The organism is Primorskyibacter sedentarius (assembly GCF_004342065.1).
GTDB classification, from domain to species: domain Bacteria; phylum Pseudomonadota; class Alphaproteobacteria; order Rhodobacterales; family Rhodobacteraceae; genus Primorskyibacter; species Primorskyibacter sedentarius.
The window spans coordinates 57871-77275 of the sequence record NZ_SLZU01000018.1 but is presented as its reverse complement, the minus strand read 5'-3'; the positions used below and the strand labels follow the sequence as shown (position 1 = coordinate 77275).

The following is a 19405-nucleotide window of genomic DNA, read 5'->3' as shown; positions in this document are numbered from 1 at the left end:
CCTCGCCGCATACGACGTCGTTATCCACGTCAGTAACGACGTCGTATAAGATCTACTAAGCGAATGCGGCAGGTGGTCCAAATCGGGCGGTTACGCTAAAAAAGTCGATCTTGAAGGATGTTTTTCCTGTTACCACGGTTTGAATGTGGTTCTTTGCGGCTGCGGACGCCGGGTCGGACCTGCCCCTTTCGTCAGGCGACAAGGAGTTTCGGTAGCTTGGCCAGATTGCAGGCCACCATGGTCATTGTGAATTGGGCGCGGACCCTGTTGAGGCCGCGATGAACAGTCTGGGCCATGCTGCCTACGGTCTTGGCCCATCCGAAGGGCTCCGCATCACCGTTAGGCCGGGGATCGGGCGCGCAAACTAATATCTCATCGACAAATCACGTCGTTCATCCTGAACTACCTTTTTTGCACCCGAGCGAACGCTTCACCTACATGAAATGAAAGCCATACGGCTGTGTTTCTTACCAAATCTGCAATGTCGGACAACGCCAGTTGCGGCAGCGGGCGTGTATCAAACCCCAGAGCCTCCATTTCCCGCCCACAGATATAGCGAACAATCCTCGCTTCTAATCCAGTTAGGGGTTTATGCGCTGCCTTGGTGCCTTTGTCTCGATAGGAAGAGTTGGGGTTGGGTGGTTTGGTGATCTGCTGGGCTGGCAAGGTCCTAATTTGGGTGGCCAAGTTGTTTGTTTGTGCCAAGGGATCGGCAACAAACTCGTGAAAGCGCACTAGATGCGTCTTGTCTGGAAAACGCTGGGATAGCCTCTCGAATGAGCGCGCAGCAAGGCGCCAGTAGAGCGCGTAAACCAGTGGGTGGTATCGCCGCGGATCCCCGTCTCCAGTCGGGTCGTTCGGCATGTTCTTGTAAGACGCCAGCACATCCTCGGGCTGGCGCATCATGAAAATCAACTGCACATTTTCGTAGGCAGCAAAGAGCCGGGGAGCCTGCAAGAATGCCTTGGGCATCTTGAACCCCCAGTTGCGCGCACCTTTGGCAATAGCCAGCCGCAAGAGCCACTCGGCCTGCAGATCCAGCGCTGTGCCGGGTCGTTTAAGGAAACTCTTTCGCAAGGCGTTGTTAAGATCTTCAGCCCGAGTATCCTCGACCGCCGGGATTGCATAAGATCCGAAACGGTGGCGTGCACGAATCTGCCATCCAAGGAAGTAGAGGAGCTTATCTAGTTGAGCAGCAGACAGTACTGCATCGCCCGCTCGCCGGGCTGCCGACTGTGTAATCAGGTATAAGTCGTCGAAAACATAGTAGTCTGGCAGCTGGGACAAAGCATGACTGAGAAAGGACGTCCCGCTTCGTGGGAGGCCGACGACGATGAGGGGGGTGTCTCCAGAACGCTCTGGCCAAAGGCGTTCTGTGGCAAATACCTGCTTTTCAACATCGGCAGAACTTGGTTCGAATTCAGTCATGGTAACCCAGCCTTTTGCTTGACGGCAGAACATGCACTTGTCGAAAGACGTCTTTCATCATCGCTTGATTGAATCAAGGCGCGAGCCGAGGTGGCCAATCGCTCTGCACGACAGGTAAGCTGAGGGTGAGATCGTCGCAGACCGATGCACGCGTTCCAGCGTCGTGTTTATCAGCATCACCACCTCGCGCCCGAATGTTAGCCGGTGGCACAATGGCCGCGACATGATAGTACAGGACGGGCAATCGGAACCCGATGCGCCATCATAGGTCATTCATCATGAACGCTCATGACTGTATGATCTGCGCTAGTGATGAATTAGTTTAGTGTAGTTGAGAACGAGCCGAAGTTTATGAATGATATTGCGATCATAGGATTAGCTGCACATCTGCCAGGCGCGGATGGGCCTGAAACCTATTGGGCCAACCTCCGCGATGGCATCGAATCCATCCGCCATTACAGCCGCGAGGAGCTTCTCGCGGCGGGTGAGGCACCGCATCTTCTGGAACGGCCGGATTATGTGCCTGCCGCAGCACCGCTTGACGGGTTCGAGACATTTGATGCTGAATTCTTCGGCCTGTCGCCCAAGGAAGCGGCGATCATGGATCCGCAGCACCGCCAGTTTCTAGAGGTTGCCTGGGAAGCGCTGGAAAATGCTGGCCATCCGCCGAAGAAAGCCGCAGGCCCGATCGGGGTCTATGCCGGCTGCGGCATGGGCAGCTATTTCTATTTCAACATCTGCTCGAACCGCGATCTTGTCGACGATGTGGGCATGTTCCTGCTGCGCCATACCGGCAATGACAAGGATTTCCTTGCCACCCGGGTGAGCCACATCTTCGACATGACCGGTCCCAGCGTGAACGTGCAGACGGCCTGCTCGACCTCGCTGGTGGCAACCCACTATGCCTGCCAAGCGCTTATGACCGGCGAGTGTGACACCGCCATCGCCGGCGGGGTGACGATCGAGCTGCCCCAGAACCGTGGCTATCTTTACAAAGAGGGCGAGGTGCTGTCGCCCGACGGGCATTGCCACGCCTTTGACCACCGCGCGCAAGGGACGGTCTTCGGCTCCGGCGCGGGGGCGGTCGTGCTGCGCCGACTGGAGGATGCGATCCGCGACGGCGATCACATCTGGGCGGTCATCAAGGGCACGGCCATCAACAATGACGGAGCGGCCAAGGCGGGCTATCTTGCGCCTTCGGTCGACGGCCAGGCCGGCGCCATAGCAGAAGCGCTGCAAATGGCGGATGTCAGCGCCGACACGATCGATTACGTGGAATGCCACGGCACCGGCACCTATCTGGGCGACCCGATCGAGGTCGCCGCCCTGACCCAGGCCTTTTCCGAGACCACGGAGGAGACCGGATTTTGCAAGCTGGGTTCGGTCAAGACCAATATCGGGCATCTGGATACCGCAGCGGGCGTGGCGAGCCTGATCAAGACCTCGCTGGCGCTGCATCACCGGCAGATCCCGCCTTCGCTGGGCTACGAGGCCCCCAACCCCGCCATCGACTTCGAACACTCCCCCTTCCGCGTGAACGATCGGCTATCGGACTGGACAAGCCACAAGGGCCCGCGCCGTGCCGGCATCAACTCGCTGGGCGTGGGCGGCACCAATGCCCATGCCGTGCTGGAGGAAGCGCCTGAACGCGCGGCATCCGAACCCTCTGACTGGCCATTCCAGCTTTTGACGGTATCGGCCCGGTCCAAGGCCGCGCTGGAAGGCAATGCCGCCAATCTTGCCGTCCATCTGCGCGCGCATCCCGATCAGGACCTGGCCGATGTGGCCTGGACCCTGAAGGAAGGCCGCCATGGCTTTGAGCGCAGACGCGTCGCCGTGGCGGAGACCCCTGAAGAGGCCGCGGCCCTGCTGGAAGAGAACGATCCTCGCCGGGTCTTCTCTCACGTGGCGCTCGACCGGCCTGACGCGGTGTTCATGTTCCCCGGCGGCGGGGCGCAATATGCCGGTATGGCGCGCGACCTTTATGAAACCGAGCCGGTCTTCGCCGAATGGATGGACCGGGGGCTGGAAATTCTCGCGCCCCAACTTGATTACGACATCCGCGCGCTCTGGCTGCCGGAAAAGGGCGAGGAAGACGCGGCCAATGCGCGACTTCAGAAACCCTCGGTACAGCTGCCGCTGATCATGATCTGCGAATACGCGCTGGCGCAGCTCTGGATGAGCTGGGGGGTACAGCCCGCAGCGCTGGTCGGGCATTCCATGGGCGAAAATACCGCCGCCTGTGTGGCGGGCGTGATGTCCTTCGAGGATTGCATCGGACTGGTGCATCTGCGTGGGCGGCTGTTCGACACGGTGCCTGCCGGTGGCATGCTTTCCGTTGCACTTTCGGCCGAGGAACTTACCCCGCTTCTGGGTGATGAACTGGATCTAGGGGCTGTCAACGCGCCGGGTCTGTCCGTGGCCACCGGGCCGCAAGCGGAACTTGACCGGCTCGAGGCAGAGCTGAAAGCGCGCGACATCGACTGCCAGCGCATCCAGATCGACATCGCCGCACATTCGCGGATGCTGGAGCCTATCCTCAAGGAATTCGGCGATTACCTGCGGTCGATCATGCTGAACGCACCACAAATCCCCTTCACCTCCAACCGCACCGGGCAAATGATCACGCCCGAACAGGCGACCGATTCCGAATATTGGGTCAGCCATCTGCGCGGTACGGTACATTTTGCCGACTGTATCGGCACGCTGGCCGACAAGAACCGCATCTTCATCGAGGTGGGGCCGGGCAAGGCGATGTCCTCGCTGGCGGGTCAGCATCCGGATGTGGACGCCAATCAGGTCATCGGCTCGCTGCGACACCCTGCCGACAACACTGCCGATGATGCCTATTTCCTGGCCATGCTGGGCCGGGTCTGGGCGCTTGGCGGTGATTTCGACTGGTCGCAATACTGGGGCGAGGCCCGGCGTCTGCGGGTGCCTCTGCCGACCTATGCGTTCCAGAAAAGCGCTTATTTCATCGAACCGGCGACCAAGACGCAGACTGACGCCACCAGCCAGTGGCTGATGCGCGACGAAGATCCCGATCACTGGGGCTGGCGTCCGGCGTGGCGTCCTTCCTATGCCGCTTGTGATATCGACGTGACGGGCGATCTTTCCGCAATCACGCCGGAAACATGGTTGGTCTTCGCGGACGAAGCTGGGCTGACCGATCAGGTTGCCACGCGACTTCGGGACGCTGGCCATAAGGTGCTGACCGTGCGCTCGGGCGACACCTTTGCCCGCGATGGCGAGACCGGCTATATCCTGTCGCCCGAGCGCGGCCGCGACAGCTATGATGCGCTGGTTGCCGATCTGGTCGCACGCGAGATCCTCCCCACCCGTATCCTGCATGGCTGGCTGGCCACCACGCGCGAAAGCTTCCGCCCCGGATCAAGCTTCTTCCACCGCAATCTGGAACAGGGGTTCTTCAGCCTGCTCTTCCTGATGCAGGCGATGGGCGACGAAGGGCTGAGCCATCCGATGCACCTGACAGTGCTGAGCTCGGGCGCGGCGCAGGTGACCGATGAGGCGCTGCCCTATCCCGAGAAGGCGACCCTGGTCGGCCCGGCCCGTGTCATCGGGCGCGAATTCCCCAATGTCACCGTTTCCACGCTGGATCTTGATCTGCCGGAGGCCAAGGGGCGCGGAGCACGGGCAAAGGTAGACCTGTCTGCTTTTGTCACACCGGTGCTGGAGGAAATCCTTTCAGCCCCCGCCCTGCTCAGCGCGGCGTTGCGTGGCACGAAACGGTTTGAAATGTCCTACCAGCCACAGCCTCTGCCCACGCCGGACAGCGCGCAACCGATGCTGAAGAAGGGTGGGGTCTATCTGGTCACAGGCGGATTCGGCGGGATCGGCCTGACGCTGGCCCGGCGCCTGATCGATGAGGTGCAGGCACGTATTGTTCTTGTCTCGCGCTCGGGGCTGCCTGACCGCGCCGACTGGGACCAGGTTCTGGAGAATACAGCGCCAGGCGAGCCGCTGGAGCGCCGCATCTCGGCCGTGCGCGAGCTTGAGGCCGCAGGCGGCGAAGTCCTGTGTCTTGCAGGCGATGTAAGCAATGTCGAGGACATGCGCGAGCTGCGCGCCGAGGTCGAAACCCGCCTTGGCCCGGTGAACGGGGTCATCCATGCCGCGGGCGTGATCGAAGACGGGCTGATCCAGACCAAGAGCATGACAGAGATCGAAGACGTGTTCGCGCCCAAGCTGCACGGCACCAAGGTGCTCGAAGAGGTCTTCCCCGATGGCACGCTCGACTGGCTGGTGCTGTTCTCTTCCAGTTCCACCGCCACCGCCCCTGCGGGGCAGGTCGATTACGTGGCCGCCAACGAATATCTCAACGCCTATGCCAAATCCCGCGCAAGCGACAAGACGAAGGTTCTGGCCGTGGGTTGGGGCATCTGGGCCGATACCGGCATGGCCGCCGATGCCATGGCCGCGCGCACGGGCGCACGGGAACCCGCGCCCGTCCTGCCTGCCGAAGTTCCCCTTCTGGATGACAAGACCTTCGACGCGGATGGCAACCGGCTGTTTACTGCGCAGTATCATGTGGCTGATCGCTGGGTGCTGGAAGATCACCGCACCAGTGCGGGCGATGCCCTGCTCCCGGGGACGGGCTATCTGGAACTGGCCGCCGAGGCGCTTGCCGCGCAGGGGGAAACCTCCGCTTTCGAAATCCGCGATCTCTATTTCCTGCGCCCGTTGGCGGTGAGCGATGCCGAAACACGCGATGTGCTTGTGCGTCTGCCGCGCAGCCGCACCGGCTATGACATGGTGATCGAAAGCGGCCCGGAGGGCGCGCGCGAGATGAACGCGCAGGCCAGCCTGTCGCTTCTGCCCATGGCCGCGCCCGCTCGGATCGACCCTGATGCCATCGCCGCGCGCTGCGGCAGCCCCAAGCGGGCGGCACCGGGTGGTTGGATCCGCGGCGCACAGGAGGCGCATCTGAAATTCGGCCCGCGCTGGCGGGTTCTGAAATCGACCGCGCTGGGGACAGGCGAAGGGCTTGCGGAACTTGCCCTGCCAGAGGTGGCAGAGGGGGACACGGAAGCTGGCTACCGGCTGCATCCGGGGCTGATGGATCTGGCCACCGGCTGGGCGATGGAGTTGATCGAAGGCTATACCTCCACCCATCTCTGGGTGCCGGTCTCCTACCGGTCGGTGCGGGTCTATCGCGACCTGCCACCCCGGGTGCTGAGCTGGGTGCGCAACGCGGGCGAGAACCGCGCCGATGGCGAGATCGCCAGTTTCGACGTCACCCTTGCCACACCCGAAGGTGAAGTCTGCGTCGAGATCACCGGCTTCTCGATCCGTCGCATGGAAAGCAGTGCAGGCTTTGCCGCCGCGCCCGAGGCCGCACAGGCTGGTGCCGCCACGACGTCAGAGGCGCCGCGTCCGCTTTCGCCTGCCGAAGAACGGCTGCGCCACAATCTTTCTCAGGGCATCCGCGCCGAAGAGGGGGGCGATCTGTTCCTGCGCGCACTGGCGCTTGAGACGCCACAGGTCATCGTCAGTTCACTGAAGCTGCCCGACCTCATCGCGCAGGCGGGCGAAACCGAAGAGACCGGCGGCGGTGGCCAGACCTTCGAACGTCCGGACCTCGACAGCGACTATGTCGAGCCCGAAGGCGCGATCGAGACCACGCTCGCAGGCTTCTGGCGCGAACTTCTGGGTGTCGAGCAGATCGGGGCAGAGGACAGTTTCTTCGATCTTGGCGGACATTCCCTGATCGCGGTGCGGCTGTTTGCCCAGATCCGCAAGATATGGAACGTGGAATTCCCGATTTCGGTCCTGTTCGAGGCGCCCACGATCCGCAAGGTCGCCGCGCTGATCGCTGAACGCGGTGTCGTCGCGGAGTCCGGGCAGGAGGGCGACACTTCTGCCGCGGAAACTGCAACACCCGAACGTCGCTTCACCCATCTGGTGCCAATGCATTCCGGCGAGGGCGGGCCGCGCACGCCCTTCTTCCTCGTGGCGGGCATGTTCGGTAATGTTCTCAATCTGCGGCACCTGGCCCATCTTCTGGGCACGGACCGGCCTTTCTACGGGCTGCAAGCTCGCGGCCTTTATGGCGATGAGGAGCCGCACCGAAACATTCCCGAAGCCGCGCGCGACTATATCGCCGAGATGCTACAGGTGCAGCCCAAGGGTCCCTACATGGTCGGCGGGTTCTCGGGCGGCGGCATAACCGCCTACGAGATCGCGCGCCAGCTTCGCGAGGCGGGCGAGGAGGTTTCGGCCGTGGTGCTGCTGGATACGCCTCTCCCGACACGTCCACCGCTCACACGCCGTGACAGGATCATGATTAACTGGCTCAATTTCCGTGAGGAAGGGCTGGGATATATCACCACTTGGGCGAAGAACCGCATCGCGTGGGAGCTGAAGAAGCGCCGCGGCGAGACGGATGAGGAAGAGAATACCGGCCCGCAATTCCACGACGCCGCAATTGAGGCCGCCTTCCTCGAAAGCGTGGCGCGCTACGAGGTGACGCCTTCGGACAAACCGATTTCGCTCTTCCGCCCGCCTCTCATGGCCCGCTGGGAAGTGGCGCCCGGGCGATTGGTGGACAAGCACAAGCATTACATGTTCCCCGACAACGACTGGACGCGCTACGTTCCCGGTATTGAGATCTTCGAAGTGCCGGGAGATCACGATTCCATGGTTCTGGAACCAAATGTGCGGGTCTTGGCGAGCCGGATCAAACGTGTGCTGGAACGGGCCGAAGAAACGGTTCGGACGGATGCTGGATCAAGCTACAAGGAAGCTGCCGAATGACAAATCCGGGCACTGCCACCGGTCCAGCGCCCAGGGTTCTGACCATCGTGCTGAACTACAAGACAGCCGACATGACCCTGGACTCCGTCGCCGCAGCCCGTATCGCGATGGAGGGCATACCCGGCGGGATCATCATCGTCGACAATGACAGCCAGGACGGTTCGTTCGAGAGGATTTCGGCACATGTCGCCCGCGAGGGCTGGGATGCCGAGGGCCGTGTCCGCGTGGTTCAGGCGGGTCACAATGGTGGCTTCGGGGCCGGCAACAACGTGGGCATTCGTGCGGGCCTGGCAGACGGATCCGCCCCAGACTATGTCTATGTTCTGAACTCGGATGCCTTCCCTGCCCCGGATGCGATCCGCGTTCTGCTTAACCATCTGGAAGCCACGCCCGAAGCGGGTTTTGCGGGCAGCTACATCCACGGCCCCGAAGGCGACACCCATCTGACGAGCTTTCGCTTTCCCTCGATCGCCAGCGAATTCGAAGGTTCGATCCGCTTCGGACCGGTCAGTCGTCTTCTGAAGAACCACCGGGTGCCGGTGGAGACGCCCACCCAGACGCAGGCTGTAGACTGGTTGGCCGGTGCGAGCATAATGATGCGTCAAAGCGTTCTGGATGAGATTGGGCTCTTTGATGAGACCTTCTTTCTATACTTCGAGGAAACCGACCTGTGCCTGCGCGCGGCCCGGGCCGGACACCGGACCGATTACCTACCCGCCAGCAAGGTGGCCCATATCGGGTCCGCCACCACCGGAATGAAGGAATGGAAGCGCATGCCCTCCTATTGGTATGACAGCCGCTGGTATTACTTTTCCAAGAATTACGGCCGTCTTTATGCCACAGCCGCCACGGCGATGCATCTTTTGGGTGGCGGGTTGGACTACCTGCGCTGCCTTGTCACCCGGCGCGAACGCAAAGTGACGCCTGGCTTCCTGACCACGATGCTCTTTCACGATATGCGGGCTCTCGTGCGGCGGCCCGCCGCGTCCCAAGTGCAGGAAAGCCGCGATACCATTTCCCAGTCCTGACTCTCAATAAGGCAGCCTGTTTTACATGTCCCATTTCAGCTCCGTCATCATTGGCAATGAAAGCCTCGTTATTCAATGCGGGGAAATTCTTCTGGAAAACGGGCACGATGTGCGCGCCGTGGTCACCCGCAATGCCGATGTGCGCGCCTGGGCTGAAGGGCGCGACCTGACCGTGGTGGCGGCGGGACCGGGGCTGGCTGACCGGCTGGCGGGGCAGGAATTCGACTGGCTGTTGTCGATTGCCAATCTCGACATCATTCCGCAGGCGGTTCTGGCGATGCCCAAGCGCGGCGCAGTGAATTTCCATGACGGCCCCCTGCCCGCCTATGCGGGGCTGAATGCACCGGTCTGGGCAGCGCTGGCGGGCGAGGCTGAACATGGCATCAGCTGGCACATGATCGAAGGTGGCGTGGACGAGGGCGACGTGATCGCAACTGCGCGCTTCCCCGTCTCTGACGCTGACACGGCGCTGACGCTCAACACCAAATGCTATGCCGCAGCCATCGACAGCTTCCCTACTGTGGTGGCGGAACTGGAAAAACCGGACCCGGCCCGGCAAGCCCAGGATCTGTCACAGCGCAGCTATTTCGCCCGCGATGACCGGCCCGACGCGGCTGCGCGGCTTGATTTTACCCGGCCTGCGGCGGATCTGGCGCGGATGATCCGTGCGCTCGATCATGGCGATTACTGGAACCCGCTCAGCATCGCCAAGTTCGAGGCCGGCGGGCAGGTCTGGCTCGCGCATGAGGCGCATGTGGCCACCGGATCCTCTGGTGCGGCCCCAGGCGCGGTGCTGGCCGCGGATGCCGATCTGCTATCCGTCGCCACCGGCGCGGGCGATCTGGTCCTGACCCGGATCACCGATTGCAATGGCACGCCCGCCGCGCCTCAGAACATCACCCGCGTAGGGGCAATCCTGCCCGCGCTCCCGGCGCAGACCGCTGCGACCCTGACAGAGGCGCTCGCTCCGCTGGCCGCAAAGGATCCGGCCTGGCGCAAAGCGATGGAAGCTGTGGTCCCGCTCGACCTGCCTCTCTTGCAGCCCGCCGACGGCCCGCATCAGCCCATTGCGCGCCCCGTGGCCCTGCCCGAAGGGCTGTCACCCGACAAGGTCTGCGCCGCCTTTGCCCTTCTGGGCGCGCGGCTCTCTGGCGCGGGCCGGGTCGATCTGGCCTTGCATGCGCCTGTGCCGCAAGGCCCGGCCGCAGCCTATATCGCTGACTGGCTGCCGCTGCGCGCCGAACAGAGCGACAGTTTTTCCGCCATGGCCGCGGCGCTGACCGCCGCCATGGAAGAAGCCCGCGCCCGTGGTCCCTTTGCCGCCGATCTGATCGCACGCCTGCCCGGGGCCGAGCCCCCCGCCCTGCCCGCTCTGGGTCTGTCCGAAGATCCCGAAGCAGGCCTCGTGGCCCAAACCGCACTGACCTTCGCGATAGGGTCCGGAGCGGCGATGCTTTTTGCCGACAAGTCCCGGATCAGCGACGCGGCGCTTGATCTCTATGCCGCGCGGCTGACACATCTTCTGGCGCATCTGGGCGACAACGACGATCCGGCAGCCCTACCGATTCTGCCCGATGCCGAACGCCAGCAGGTGGTGGTGGACTGGAATGCCACCGACAAGCCCTATGATGCCGGTCTCTGTGTACATCAGGCCTTTGAAGCACAGGCGGCACGCAGCCCGCAGGCCGAAGCGCTGGCCTTCGAGGGCAAAAGCCTGAGCTATGCAGAGCTTGACGCGGCAGCCAACCGCATGGCCCACCAACTGGTCGCGATGGGGGTGAAGCCGGGCAGCATCGTCGGGCTGCATCTGCCGCGCTCGGCAGAGCTTGTGATTGCCGCCTTTGCCATCATGAAGGCCGGCGGGGCCTACCTACCGATGGATCCCGCCTACCCCGCCGAACGCACCGCACTTTACATCGAAGACAGTCGCGCGGCGGTGATCGTGACCAATGCAGAGCTTGCCGCCACCCTGCCGCAAAGCGCGGCGCAAATCCTCGACATCGCCACCGATATGAGCGCCCAGCCGGAAACAGCCCCCGACAGTGGGGTCACGGGCGCGGATCTGGCCTACATGATCTATACATCCGGCTCGACCGGGCGGCCCAAGGGGGTGATGGTCGAACATCGCAACGTGGCCAATTTCTTTGCCGGCATGGATGATCGTATCGATCACAAGCCCGGCGGGGTCTGGCTCGCTGTCACCTCTCTGTCCTTCGACATCTCCGTTCTGGAGATTTTCTGGACGCTGGCGCGGGGCTTCAAGCTGGTGCTTTCAGGCGATGAAAGCCGCGCATTGGTGGCCGGTGATGCCCCTTCGGGTGCAGGGCTCGGCGGTATGGAATTCAGTCTCTATTACTGGGGCAATGACGATGGCGTGGGCCGGGACAAGTACCGCTCGCTTCTGGAAGGCGCGAAATTCGCCGATGAAAACGGGTTCTGCGCAGTCTGGACACCCGAGCGGCATTTCCACGCCTTCGGCGGCCCCTACCCCAACCCCTCGGTCACCGGCGCGGCAGTGGCCGGGCTGACAAAGAATATCGGCGTGCGGGCCGGGTCCTGCGTGGCGCCGCTGCACCATACTGCGCGCATCGCCGAGGAATGGGCGGTGATCGACAACCTGACAAACGGGCGCGCAGGTCTGGCGATTGCCAGCGGATGGCAGCCGGATGACTTCGTACTACGCCCCGAAAACACCCCGCCCGAGAACAAGCCCGCGATGTTCCGCCAGATCGCTGATCTGCGCAAACTCTGGGCCGGCGAGCCGGTGGAATTTCCCCGCAAGGACGGGCAGATGCATGCGGTCATCACTCAGCCGCGGCCGATCTCGAAAACCCCCGATCTGTGGGTGACCACGGCCGGCAATCCCGAGACCTGGAAAGAAGCCGGGCGTAACGGCTGCCATGTGCTGACACACCTGTTGGGCCAGTCCGTCGAAGAGGTCGGCGAGAAGATCAAGCTTTACCATGAAGCGCTGCGCGAAGCCGGGCATGATCCGGCCCGCTTCAAGGTGACGTTGATGTTGCACAGCTTCCTGGCAGACACCCGCGACGAGGCCCGCGAAATCGCGCGCGAGCCGATGAAGGATTACCTGCGCTCTGCCGCGGGGCTTATCAAGCAATATGCCTGGGCCTTCCCCGCCTTCAAGAAACCCAAAGGCGTGGACAATGCCTTCCAACTCGATCTGGGATCGCTGACAGAAGAGGAACTGGAAGGTATCCTCGATTTCGCTTTTGAGCGCTATTTCAACGACAGCGGGTTGTTCGGCACGGTCGAGGACGCGCTGGCGCGGGTTGCGCAGGTCAAGAGCTTCGGCGTGACCGAAATCGCCTGCCTGATCGATTACGGCATCGATGTGGACACGATCCTTACCGGGCTGAAGCCGCTGGCAGAGGTGGTGCGCATCGCCAATGAAGGCGCAGGCCCGGCCGAGGATGACTATTCCATCGCCGCCCAGATCGTCCGGCATGGCGTGACCCATATGCAATGCACGCCGTCGATGGCGCGGATGCTGGTGATGAATGAAGAAGCCAGTGACGCGTTGGCCCATGTCAAACATCTGATGGTGGGCGGAGAGGCCCTGCCCGGCGCGTTGGTGGGCGAGTTGGGCGGTCTGACCCGCGCCCACATCGAAAACATGTATGGGCCCACCGAAACTACGATCTGGTCCACCACCCAGACGGCCGCGGCCGACGCTGGCGTTGTGGGCATCGGCACGCCCATCGCCAATACGCAAGTCTATGTGCTGGATGACGCCCTGCAGCCGCTGCCCATCGGTGTCGCGGGCGAGCTTTTCATCGGCGGCGACGGTGTGACACGCGGCTATTGGGAGCGGCCCGACCTGACGGCGGACCGTTTCATCCCCGATCCCTTCTCAGATCGGGAAGGCGCGCGGCTCTATCGCACAGGCGATCTGATGCGCTGGCGCATGAACGGCACGCTCGATTTCCTTGGCCGGACCGATTTCCAGGTCAAGCTGCGCGGTTACCGGATCGAACTGGGAGAGATCGAGAGCGTCATCGACACTCTGGACGGCATCCGCCAGTCGGTGGTGGTCGCGCGCGAGGACCAGCCAGGCGTGCAGCAACTGGTGGCCTATCTGCTGACCGACAATCCGGTGGAGGAGGCCAAGCTCAAATCCGCGCTTGCCGATCATCTGCCCGCGCATATGATCCCGGCGCGGTTCGTGGCGATCGATGCTTTCCCGCTGACCCCCAACAAGAAGGTGGACCGCAAGGCGCTGCCCGCGCCCAAGGCACCTACCCGCGCGGCAGCCCCCCGTCCGACACCGCAGCCTGCCATCGCACCGGCCGCAAACGGGGCCACGCCATCGACTGGCGAGGGCCGCAGCACGGAAGAGATCACCGCCGAAATCGCCGCCGTTTGGGGGGCGACGCTTGGAGTGGGCGATATTTCGGCGCGGGACAATTTCTTCGATCTGGGCGGGCACTCGCTTCTGGCGGTGCAGGCGCATCGGGAAATCCGCACCCGGCTGGGAGTGACGAAGCTGTCGATCACCGACATCTTCCGCTTCCCTGTTCTGGGCGATCTTGCCGAAGCGGTTCAGGGCAAGTTGGGTGGCAGTGCGGCCCCTGCCCGTCCCGCGACACCAGCTGCGCAAACTTCCTCTGGCCCGACGGGCTCCGCCACGCCTGCAACCGGAAATGCCCGCGCTGATGCTATGGCGCGGCGCCGGGAAATGCGCGCCCGCCGGTCCCGGCAGACCGAATGACCAACCTTTCCGCGCTGGCCGCTGCCTTGCGTGCCTGCGTGGGTCCCGGTATCGGCGTGGGTGTCGCCGACCCCCGTGGCGTGTCCGCCCCGCTCTTCCCGGAAGAGGCGGAGGCTACCCGGAAGATGGTCGAAAAGCGCCACAGGGAATTTGCTGCCGGGCGCGCCGCCGCACGCGCCGCCATGGCGGAACTGAGCCTGCCGCCTATGGCCATAACCATGGGGTCGGATCGTGCTCCCGTCTGGCCAAAGGGCCTGTGCGGATCGATCTCCCATTGCGCCGGAGCCGCCGTCGCGGTTGTCGCGCCGCTTGACCAAGCCGCAACCCTTGGCATCGACATCGAGGAAGCCACGCCTCTGGAGATGGACCTCTGGCCCGAGATCCTGACACAGGTAGAGCAGGACTGGCTGATGCGCCAACCCGAAGCGACACGCGGCCGACACGCCAAAACAATATTTTCCGCCAAAGAGGCTGTCTACAAAGCCCAATACCCGCTGACCGGGCGGATGCTGGGTTTCGGAGATATTACGATCAAACTAAATCCACCGGACTTTCACGCCAGCTTGGCCTTTGGCAGCGCATCCTTGCCGGACATGATCACCGGACATATCCTGTGGATCGAAAGCTTCGTGACTGGGGTCTCCGATCCAATTCGCCTTGTCCCAGAAGGCAACGCTGAAACCCAATCTCTATGCCGTTAAAATTTGCCCAAACATACAAACCTTGGAGCCGCCGTGAATTCTCAAAAACCGCCTGTCTTGGTCCATGTAGGGTACATAAAAACCGGCACGACATACCTGCAGAAAAGAATCCTGTCTCAACCCGGTAGTGATCTGGCCTTGGCTGCAGGAGAAATGACACGTGCTCAAACTGTTCAGAACATTCTTCTGGCTGATGATTATTCGTTTGATCCAAACGAGATTCAAAAACAGATGGAAGCCATTTCTTCACCCGTACGAAGCCTCGGAAAAATCCCTGTATGGTCAGAAGAATCATTGCTCGGGGACCCTCCCACTCGCCGATATGACGGGTTCAGCAACGCACGCAAGCTCCATGCAGTTTTTCCAGATGCCCTAATCTTGATTACGATACGGCGCCAACAATCAATCGCACTGTCGATGTACCGGGAATATGTTCTTGGAGAAGGAAAGCTACCTATAACCAGCTTTATCGGTACGGGCGACGAAGCTCTTTCATTCACTCCGATACTGCGGCCAGAATTTCTTTGTTATGATCGGGCAATCCATCACTACAAGATGCTGTTCGGCCCAGATCGCGTTCTTGTCCTTCCACAAGAAATGTTGGCTCAAGATCCTGCAGGCTACGTCAAGACACTTGCCGACTTCACAGGCTGCAAAGTGCCATCAGTCTCCTCGTCTGGAAGAGAACATGTCGGAGAAAAACTGCCGGCCTTGGCGCTCCGTCGGTTTTCCAACCGATTGGTTGCTCACGACTCGATGAAACCCGGACGACATGGGCTTTCCAAAGTCTCGGATCGCATAGTGCGCTTGGTCAACCGTCTGACACCAAAAAATTTGGACGCCAGCTTCAAGCGTCGTTATGAGCACATTGTCGAGCAGAGATATGACGGTTTTTTTAGGACGAGCAATCAACAAACCGAAAAGTTGACCGGCTTGGATTTGGAACGCTACGGCTATGATACCTGATCCCCATGTCTCCTATCTTCTCGACATGACTGGCCCCATTCCACCGACATAGTTCTCGGTGGAAGATCAAGGCGAGCGAGCCCGAATGAAGGTGGAAACTTTATAAGTATCGCCGGATCATCTCGCTGCGATGCTGAAAAACGCTTTCATCATCAAATGGTACACCATCCTTGGCAGCTTTATTGATCAACAGGCCCAAGGCATCCCTGTTACGAGCCAAATCTCTGACGGCTTCCGACAAGGCGGCCACATCATTCAGAGGTACCAGCTGCCCCCCTTTATGTTCTGACACAAGATCTCGGGAAAACGCCCCTTCATAGCCAACAATCGGTGTTCCCGAGACCAATGCCTCGATCAAACACCGTGGGGATTCAGGGGTCTTGTGGCAGAATAAGAAAAGTTGAGCTTCCCGCAAATGCGCCATTGTGGCCTGCCGGTCGTTCACGAAACCTGCAAACCGGACCTTCTGCTCCAAGCCAGCCTCCGCAGCCTGCGCACGCATCGCGGGAAGTTCCGGTCCATCGCCCAGCCACGTTGCTTCAAATTCCACACCGGCCTTGTGGAGGTGCCTCAGCACGCTTATCCAATCGCTTGGACCCTTCATAGCATCAGCCCGACCGGCATAAACGATCTTCAGCGGGCCCTGTCTTACCTTTGCTACTTTGGCCTGCAGGTCGGCGGGTTGGATATGCTCAGACCTATCAATGTGAATATCGTGCACCAACTCCGGCTGCCGACAATAGGGAGCATAGGTGTCAAACGTTTCCTTGCCATGAAACAGGCCAAGGGTTGACCGCCGGATGATGAATTTCTCCCACCACCACATAGGTCGGTGCTCCAACCGCGCACGCAGTCTACGACGCCACGGCCCGCTAGAGGTCGTTCGACGAACGACCTCGGATTCAACCCGATCGGTCCAGACAGCAAAAGACCGCCCCAAGCGGTGGGCTTGCCAACTTGCAACCGACCCCCAGTCGCCGAAAAGTCCACCGATAGAAAAAGACAAGTAATCTGCTTGGCCAATTTCAGACCGTATCACGCCTCTGGTTGCCCAAAAATGTCTTAGAAACTGATCTGGTCGATACGCCATTGGCAGTGGTACCAGCCGGATACGGTCCAAACTTGGACCAATCGTGCTGATAGGTCGCCAAGCTTTCGGCAACGCGCCCTGCCTGACGGGATGCATGGCGGTCACGGTGTCGAAATTCTCGGCCCAGAGCTTTAGCCCATTGCAGGCCTGGTCTTCCAGATGCAGCCCTTTTTCGGTTTGCACCAGTGGTACAGGCGCATAGATGAGCAAGTTTCCAGAAGCTACCATGAAATCGCCAGTTCCCCCTTTAAAGTTAATAATCATGCGACGTTGCGAGAACTTGCCCGGTCTGCCGAGCCCACATATACCTCAAGTATCACCGATTGCTACCAAACCCTTGCGACGAACAATGCTGTTTCACCGTTTCAAACAAAAGTCCGGAGCAGCCCTTCTGCTTCTGCTATCTGCCTGTGGGCTGACGACCCGCTGCGCGATGCCCGGACCTATCGACGATACGGCGTTCGAGACGCTTTACGCGATACCACTCCCCCCACCCTCGGCGCACCTTAAAACCTATCATCTGGGCCACAGCCTTGTGGGCAAGGATATGCCCGTGATGCTGGCGCAACTGGCAGGCGACGGGCACAGCTTCAATAGTCAGTTGGGCTGGGGGGCCAATCTGCGCGAACACTGGGAGCCGGACATCCCGGTAAAGGGTTTTGATAGTGAAAACACCCATCCGGAGTTCCGCGACCCGCATGAGGCGCTGGAATCAGGCGAGTACGACGCGGTCGTGCTGACCGAAACCGTCGAGATCCGTGACAGCATAAAATACCAGGATTCACAGGAATACCTGCGCAGATGGGCCAAGGCCGCATGGGAGGGGAACCCCAAGACGCGGGTTTATCTCTATGAAACCTGGCACAATCTCGATGACAAAGAGGGTTGGCTCACCCGGATCGACCGGGATCTGGGTCTCTATTGGGAAGCCGAGATTCTGCGCCGCACGCTCGCCCATGAAGATATCACGCGCCCGATCTACATGATCCCCGGTGGGCAGGTGATGGCCGCGTTTACCCGCCGGGTGGAGGCAGCAGGCGGGATCGGACCAATCAAGGATCGCGCAGACCTGTTCAAGGACACGATCCATTTCAACGATTACGGCGCCTACCTGATGGCGCTTACGCATTACGCGGTGCTTTACGGCCGCTCTCCGGTGGGATTGCCGCATGCGCTGAACAAGGCCAATGGAACACCTGCCGCCGACCCCGGACCGGAAGCTGCGCGCGCGATGCAGGAAACCGTTTGGCAGGTCGTGACTACTTATTCCCCGAGCGGTGTCGCCGGAGGCTGAACAGAGGCAGCCACTGCCCCGTCGGCCGAAATTTCCAGCACACGGTCCAGCGCGTCGCCGTTCACCCAGAATACGACCACCGCGCACACGACCGAGAGTGCTGCAAAGACACTGTCATGCAGGAAATCCTCTCCCCGATAGGGACGGATCAGGTAGATCAGCACAGGGTAGATCAAAAGCGAAGCCACGGACTGCGCCAGCATCGCGCCAATCAAACCGAACTGCATCAGGCCCACGGCCAGCAGCGTGATCTGCAGAACCACGCGAAAGATCTGAAACCCCATGTAGATATTGGATTTTCCCGCCGACAAAAGTATGTTGGGATAGGTGCGAATGATCAGACTTGGCATCAGTGCCATCGACATGATCACGAGAATTGGGCCGGAATCCCGATATTCTTCGGTATAGAGGAAATCGATCAGCCACTGCCCCAACAGGCCCAGCACGAAGAGCAGTGCAAACATCCCCCCTGTCAGGGCAAAACGTGTCTTGGAAATAGCCCGCCGGTTGGCTGCAGACTCCGCCGGAGGACGTGCGCTATAGAGCGGAAAGATTACCCGATGTACGAAATTGCCCATGAGCGCCATTGGAACCGAGGCAAAAAAGAAGGAAATGTTGTAAAAGCCCAGATAGGCAAGGCTAAGAAATTTCGACAGCAAGACCCTGTCGCCATTCTCGACCAGAAAGGTCACACCGGAGCTGATGAACAGGTATTTTCCGAAGTGGAACTGTTCATGAACAGCTGCACGTTCCAGCTGCAAACGGTTGGGCACGCCCGGCAGCATGATATGCGACAAGATCGCCTTGGACAGGTTCGCCACCAGCGTTCCGATCATCAGTGCCCAGACCGACTCCCACACCATCGCCACACCGACCATGGTGCAGATCATCAGGATCTGACAACTCATATCCATGAGCGTCAGCCGTCCCAACAGGATCTTCTTGTTGGCCGAGGCGATGCGGGTCGACCGAAGCCCCAGAAGGAATACGGAGAAGCCAATGCCATACATCAATCCATGCAGCACCGGTTCGCCGTAGAACGCGGCGACAGGCCCGGCTATGGCGCAACAGATGAGCGCCAGAATCGTGTGACGAATGATCTGTAACGTCCAGGCCGTGTTGAGGAATATCGGCTCATCCCCTCGCTTCGAACGCACGATGCAGGTGGCCAGGCCGATATCGGAAATCATCTGAAGCCCGGTCAGGAACAGGGTCACGATGGCCATCAGGCCGAAGGCTTCGGGAAACAGCAGCCGGGTCAGGATCAGGTTCGATCCCAGCCGCAGAACCTGGCTCGCGCCGAAACCCATGAATGTCAGTGCCGAACCGCGCATGACACGCGCGCCCAGCCCGTCGCCCGACAGCTTGGTGCGGATGGCCCCTAACATGGCATAG

General features: G+C 61.0%; 9 protein-coding genes and 1 pseudogene. 6 read left to right on the top strand and 4 right to left on the bottom strand.

The genetic code is table 11. The features are described 5' to 3' along the window. Positions 1–191: 191 nt before the first annotated feature. Together EDD52_RS18620 and EDD52_RS18615 are read right to left on the bottom strand one after the other, a co-directional pair. Positions 192–329 (bottom strand): annotated as a pseudogene (locus tag EDD52_RS18620) (transposase); the annotation flags it as partial. 73 nt (positions 330–402) lie between these two features. Next, a complete protein-coding gene (locus EDD52_RS18615) occupies positions 403–1428 on the bottom strand; it encodes a sulfotransferase family protein (protein ID WP_165907585.1) in 1026 nt (341 codons plus the stop codon). A gap of 351 nt (positions 1429–1779) precedes the next feature. Between EDD52_RS18615 and EDD52_RS18610 the strand changes: the two genes are divergently transcribed. The 5 genes from EDD52_RS18610 to EDD52_RS18590 are packed head-to-tail and all read left to right on the top strand — an operon-like array spanning position 1780 to position 15626. Continuing rightward, positions 1780–8202 carry a type I polyketide synthase gene (locus tag EDD52_RS18610; protein WP_132247778.1) on the top strand — a complete coding sequence of 2141 codons (6423 nt, stop codon included), beginning with the start codon at positions 1780–1782 and terminating at the stop codon, positions 8200–8202. After that, the gene (locus EDD52_RS18605) at positions 8199–9230 is read left to right on the top strand and encodes a glycosyltransferase family 2 protein (RefSeq protein WP_132247776.1); all 1032 of its coding nucleotides are present in this window, start codon (positions 8199–8201) and stop codon (positions 9228–9230) included. The genes EDD52_RS18610 and EDD52_RS18605 overlap by 4 nt, the downstream gene beginning before the upstream one ends. Before the next feature lie 25 nt (positions 9231–9255). Then, positions 9256–13959 carry a MupA/Atu3671 family FMN-dependent luciferase-like monooxygenase gene (locus tag EDD52_RS18600; RefSeq protein WP_132247774.1) on the top strand — a complete coding sequence of 1568 codons (4704 nt, stop codon included), beginning with the start codon at positions 9256–9258 and terminating at the stop codon, positions 13957–13959. After that, on the top strand, positions 13956–14660 hold the full coding sequence (locus EDD52_RS18595; RefSeq protein ID WP_132247772.1) for a 4'-phosphopantetheinyl transferase family protein: 705 nt from the start codon (positions 13956–13958) through the stop codon (positions 14658–14660). Before EDD52_RS18600 ends, EDD52_RS18595 begins: the two co-directional genes overlap by 4 nt. Positions 14661–14693: 33 nt before the next feature. Next, entirely contained in the window at positions 14694–15626 is a 933-nt protein-coding gene (locus EDD52_RS18590; protein ID WP_132247770.1) for a sulfotransferase, read from the top strand. 100 nt (positions 15627–15726) lie between these two features. On the opposite strand, the gene EDD52_RS18585 is transcribed toward EDD52_RS18590, so the two are convergent. Continuing rightward, on the bottom strand, positions 15727–16980 hold the full coding sequence (locus EDD52_RS18585; protein WP_243652014.1) for a glycosyltransferase: 1254 nt from the start codon (positions 16978–16980) through the stop codon (positions 15727–15729). Positions 16981–17149: 169 nt separating this feature from the next. Here EDD52_RS18585 and EDD52_RS18580 point away from each other — a divergent pair, with 169 nt between their 5' ends. Then, positions 17150–18010 (top strand): hypothetical protein, encoded by an 861-nt coding sequence (locus EDD52_RS18580; protein WP_207906058.1) that lies wholly within the window; start codon positions 17150–17152, stop codon positions 18008–18010. Here EDD52_RS18580 and EDD52_RS18575 read toward each other — a convergent pair. Then, on the bottom strand, positions 17980–19398 hold the full coding sequence (locus tag EDD52_RS18575) for an oligosaccharide flippase family protein (RefSeq protein WP_132247766.1): 1419 nt from the start codon (positions 19396–19398) through the stop codon (positions 17980–17982). The two genes, EDD52_RS18580 and EDD52_RS18575, sit on opposite strands and share 31 nt — an antisense overlap. Positions 19399–19405 lie beyond the last annotated feature (7 nt).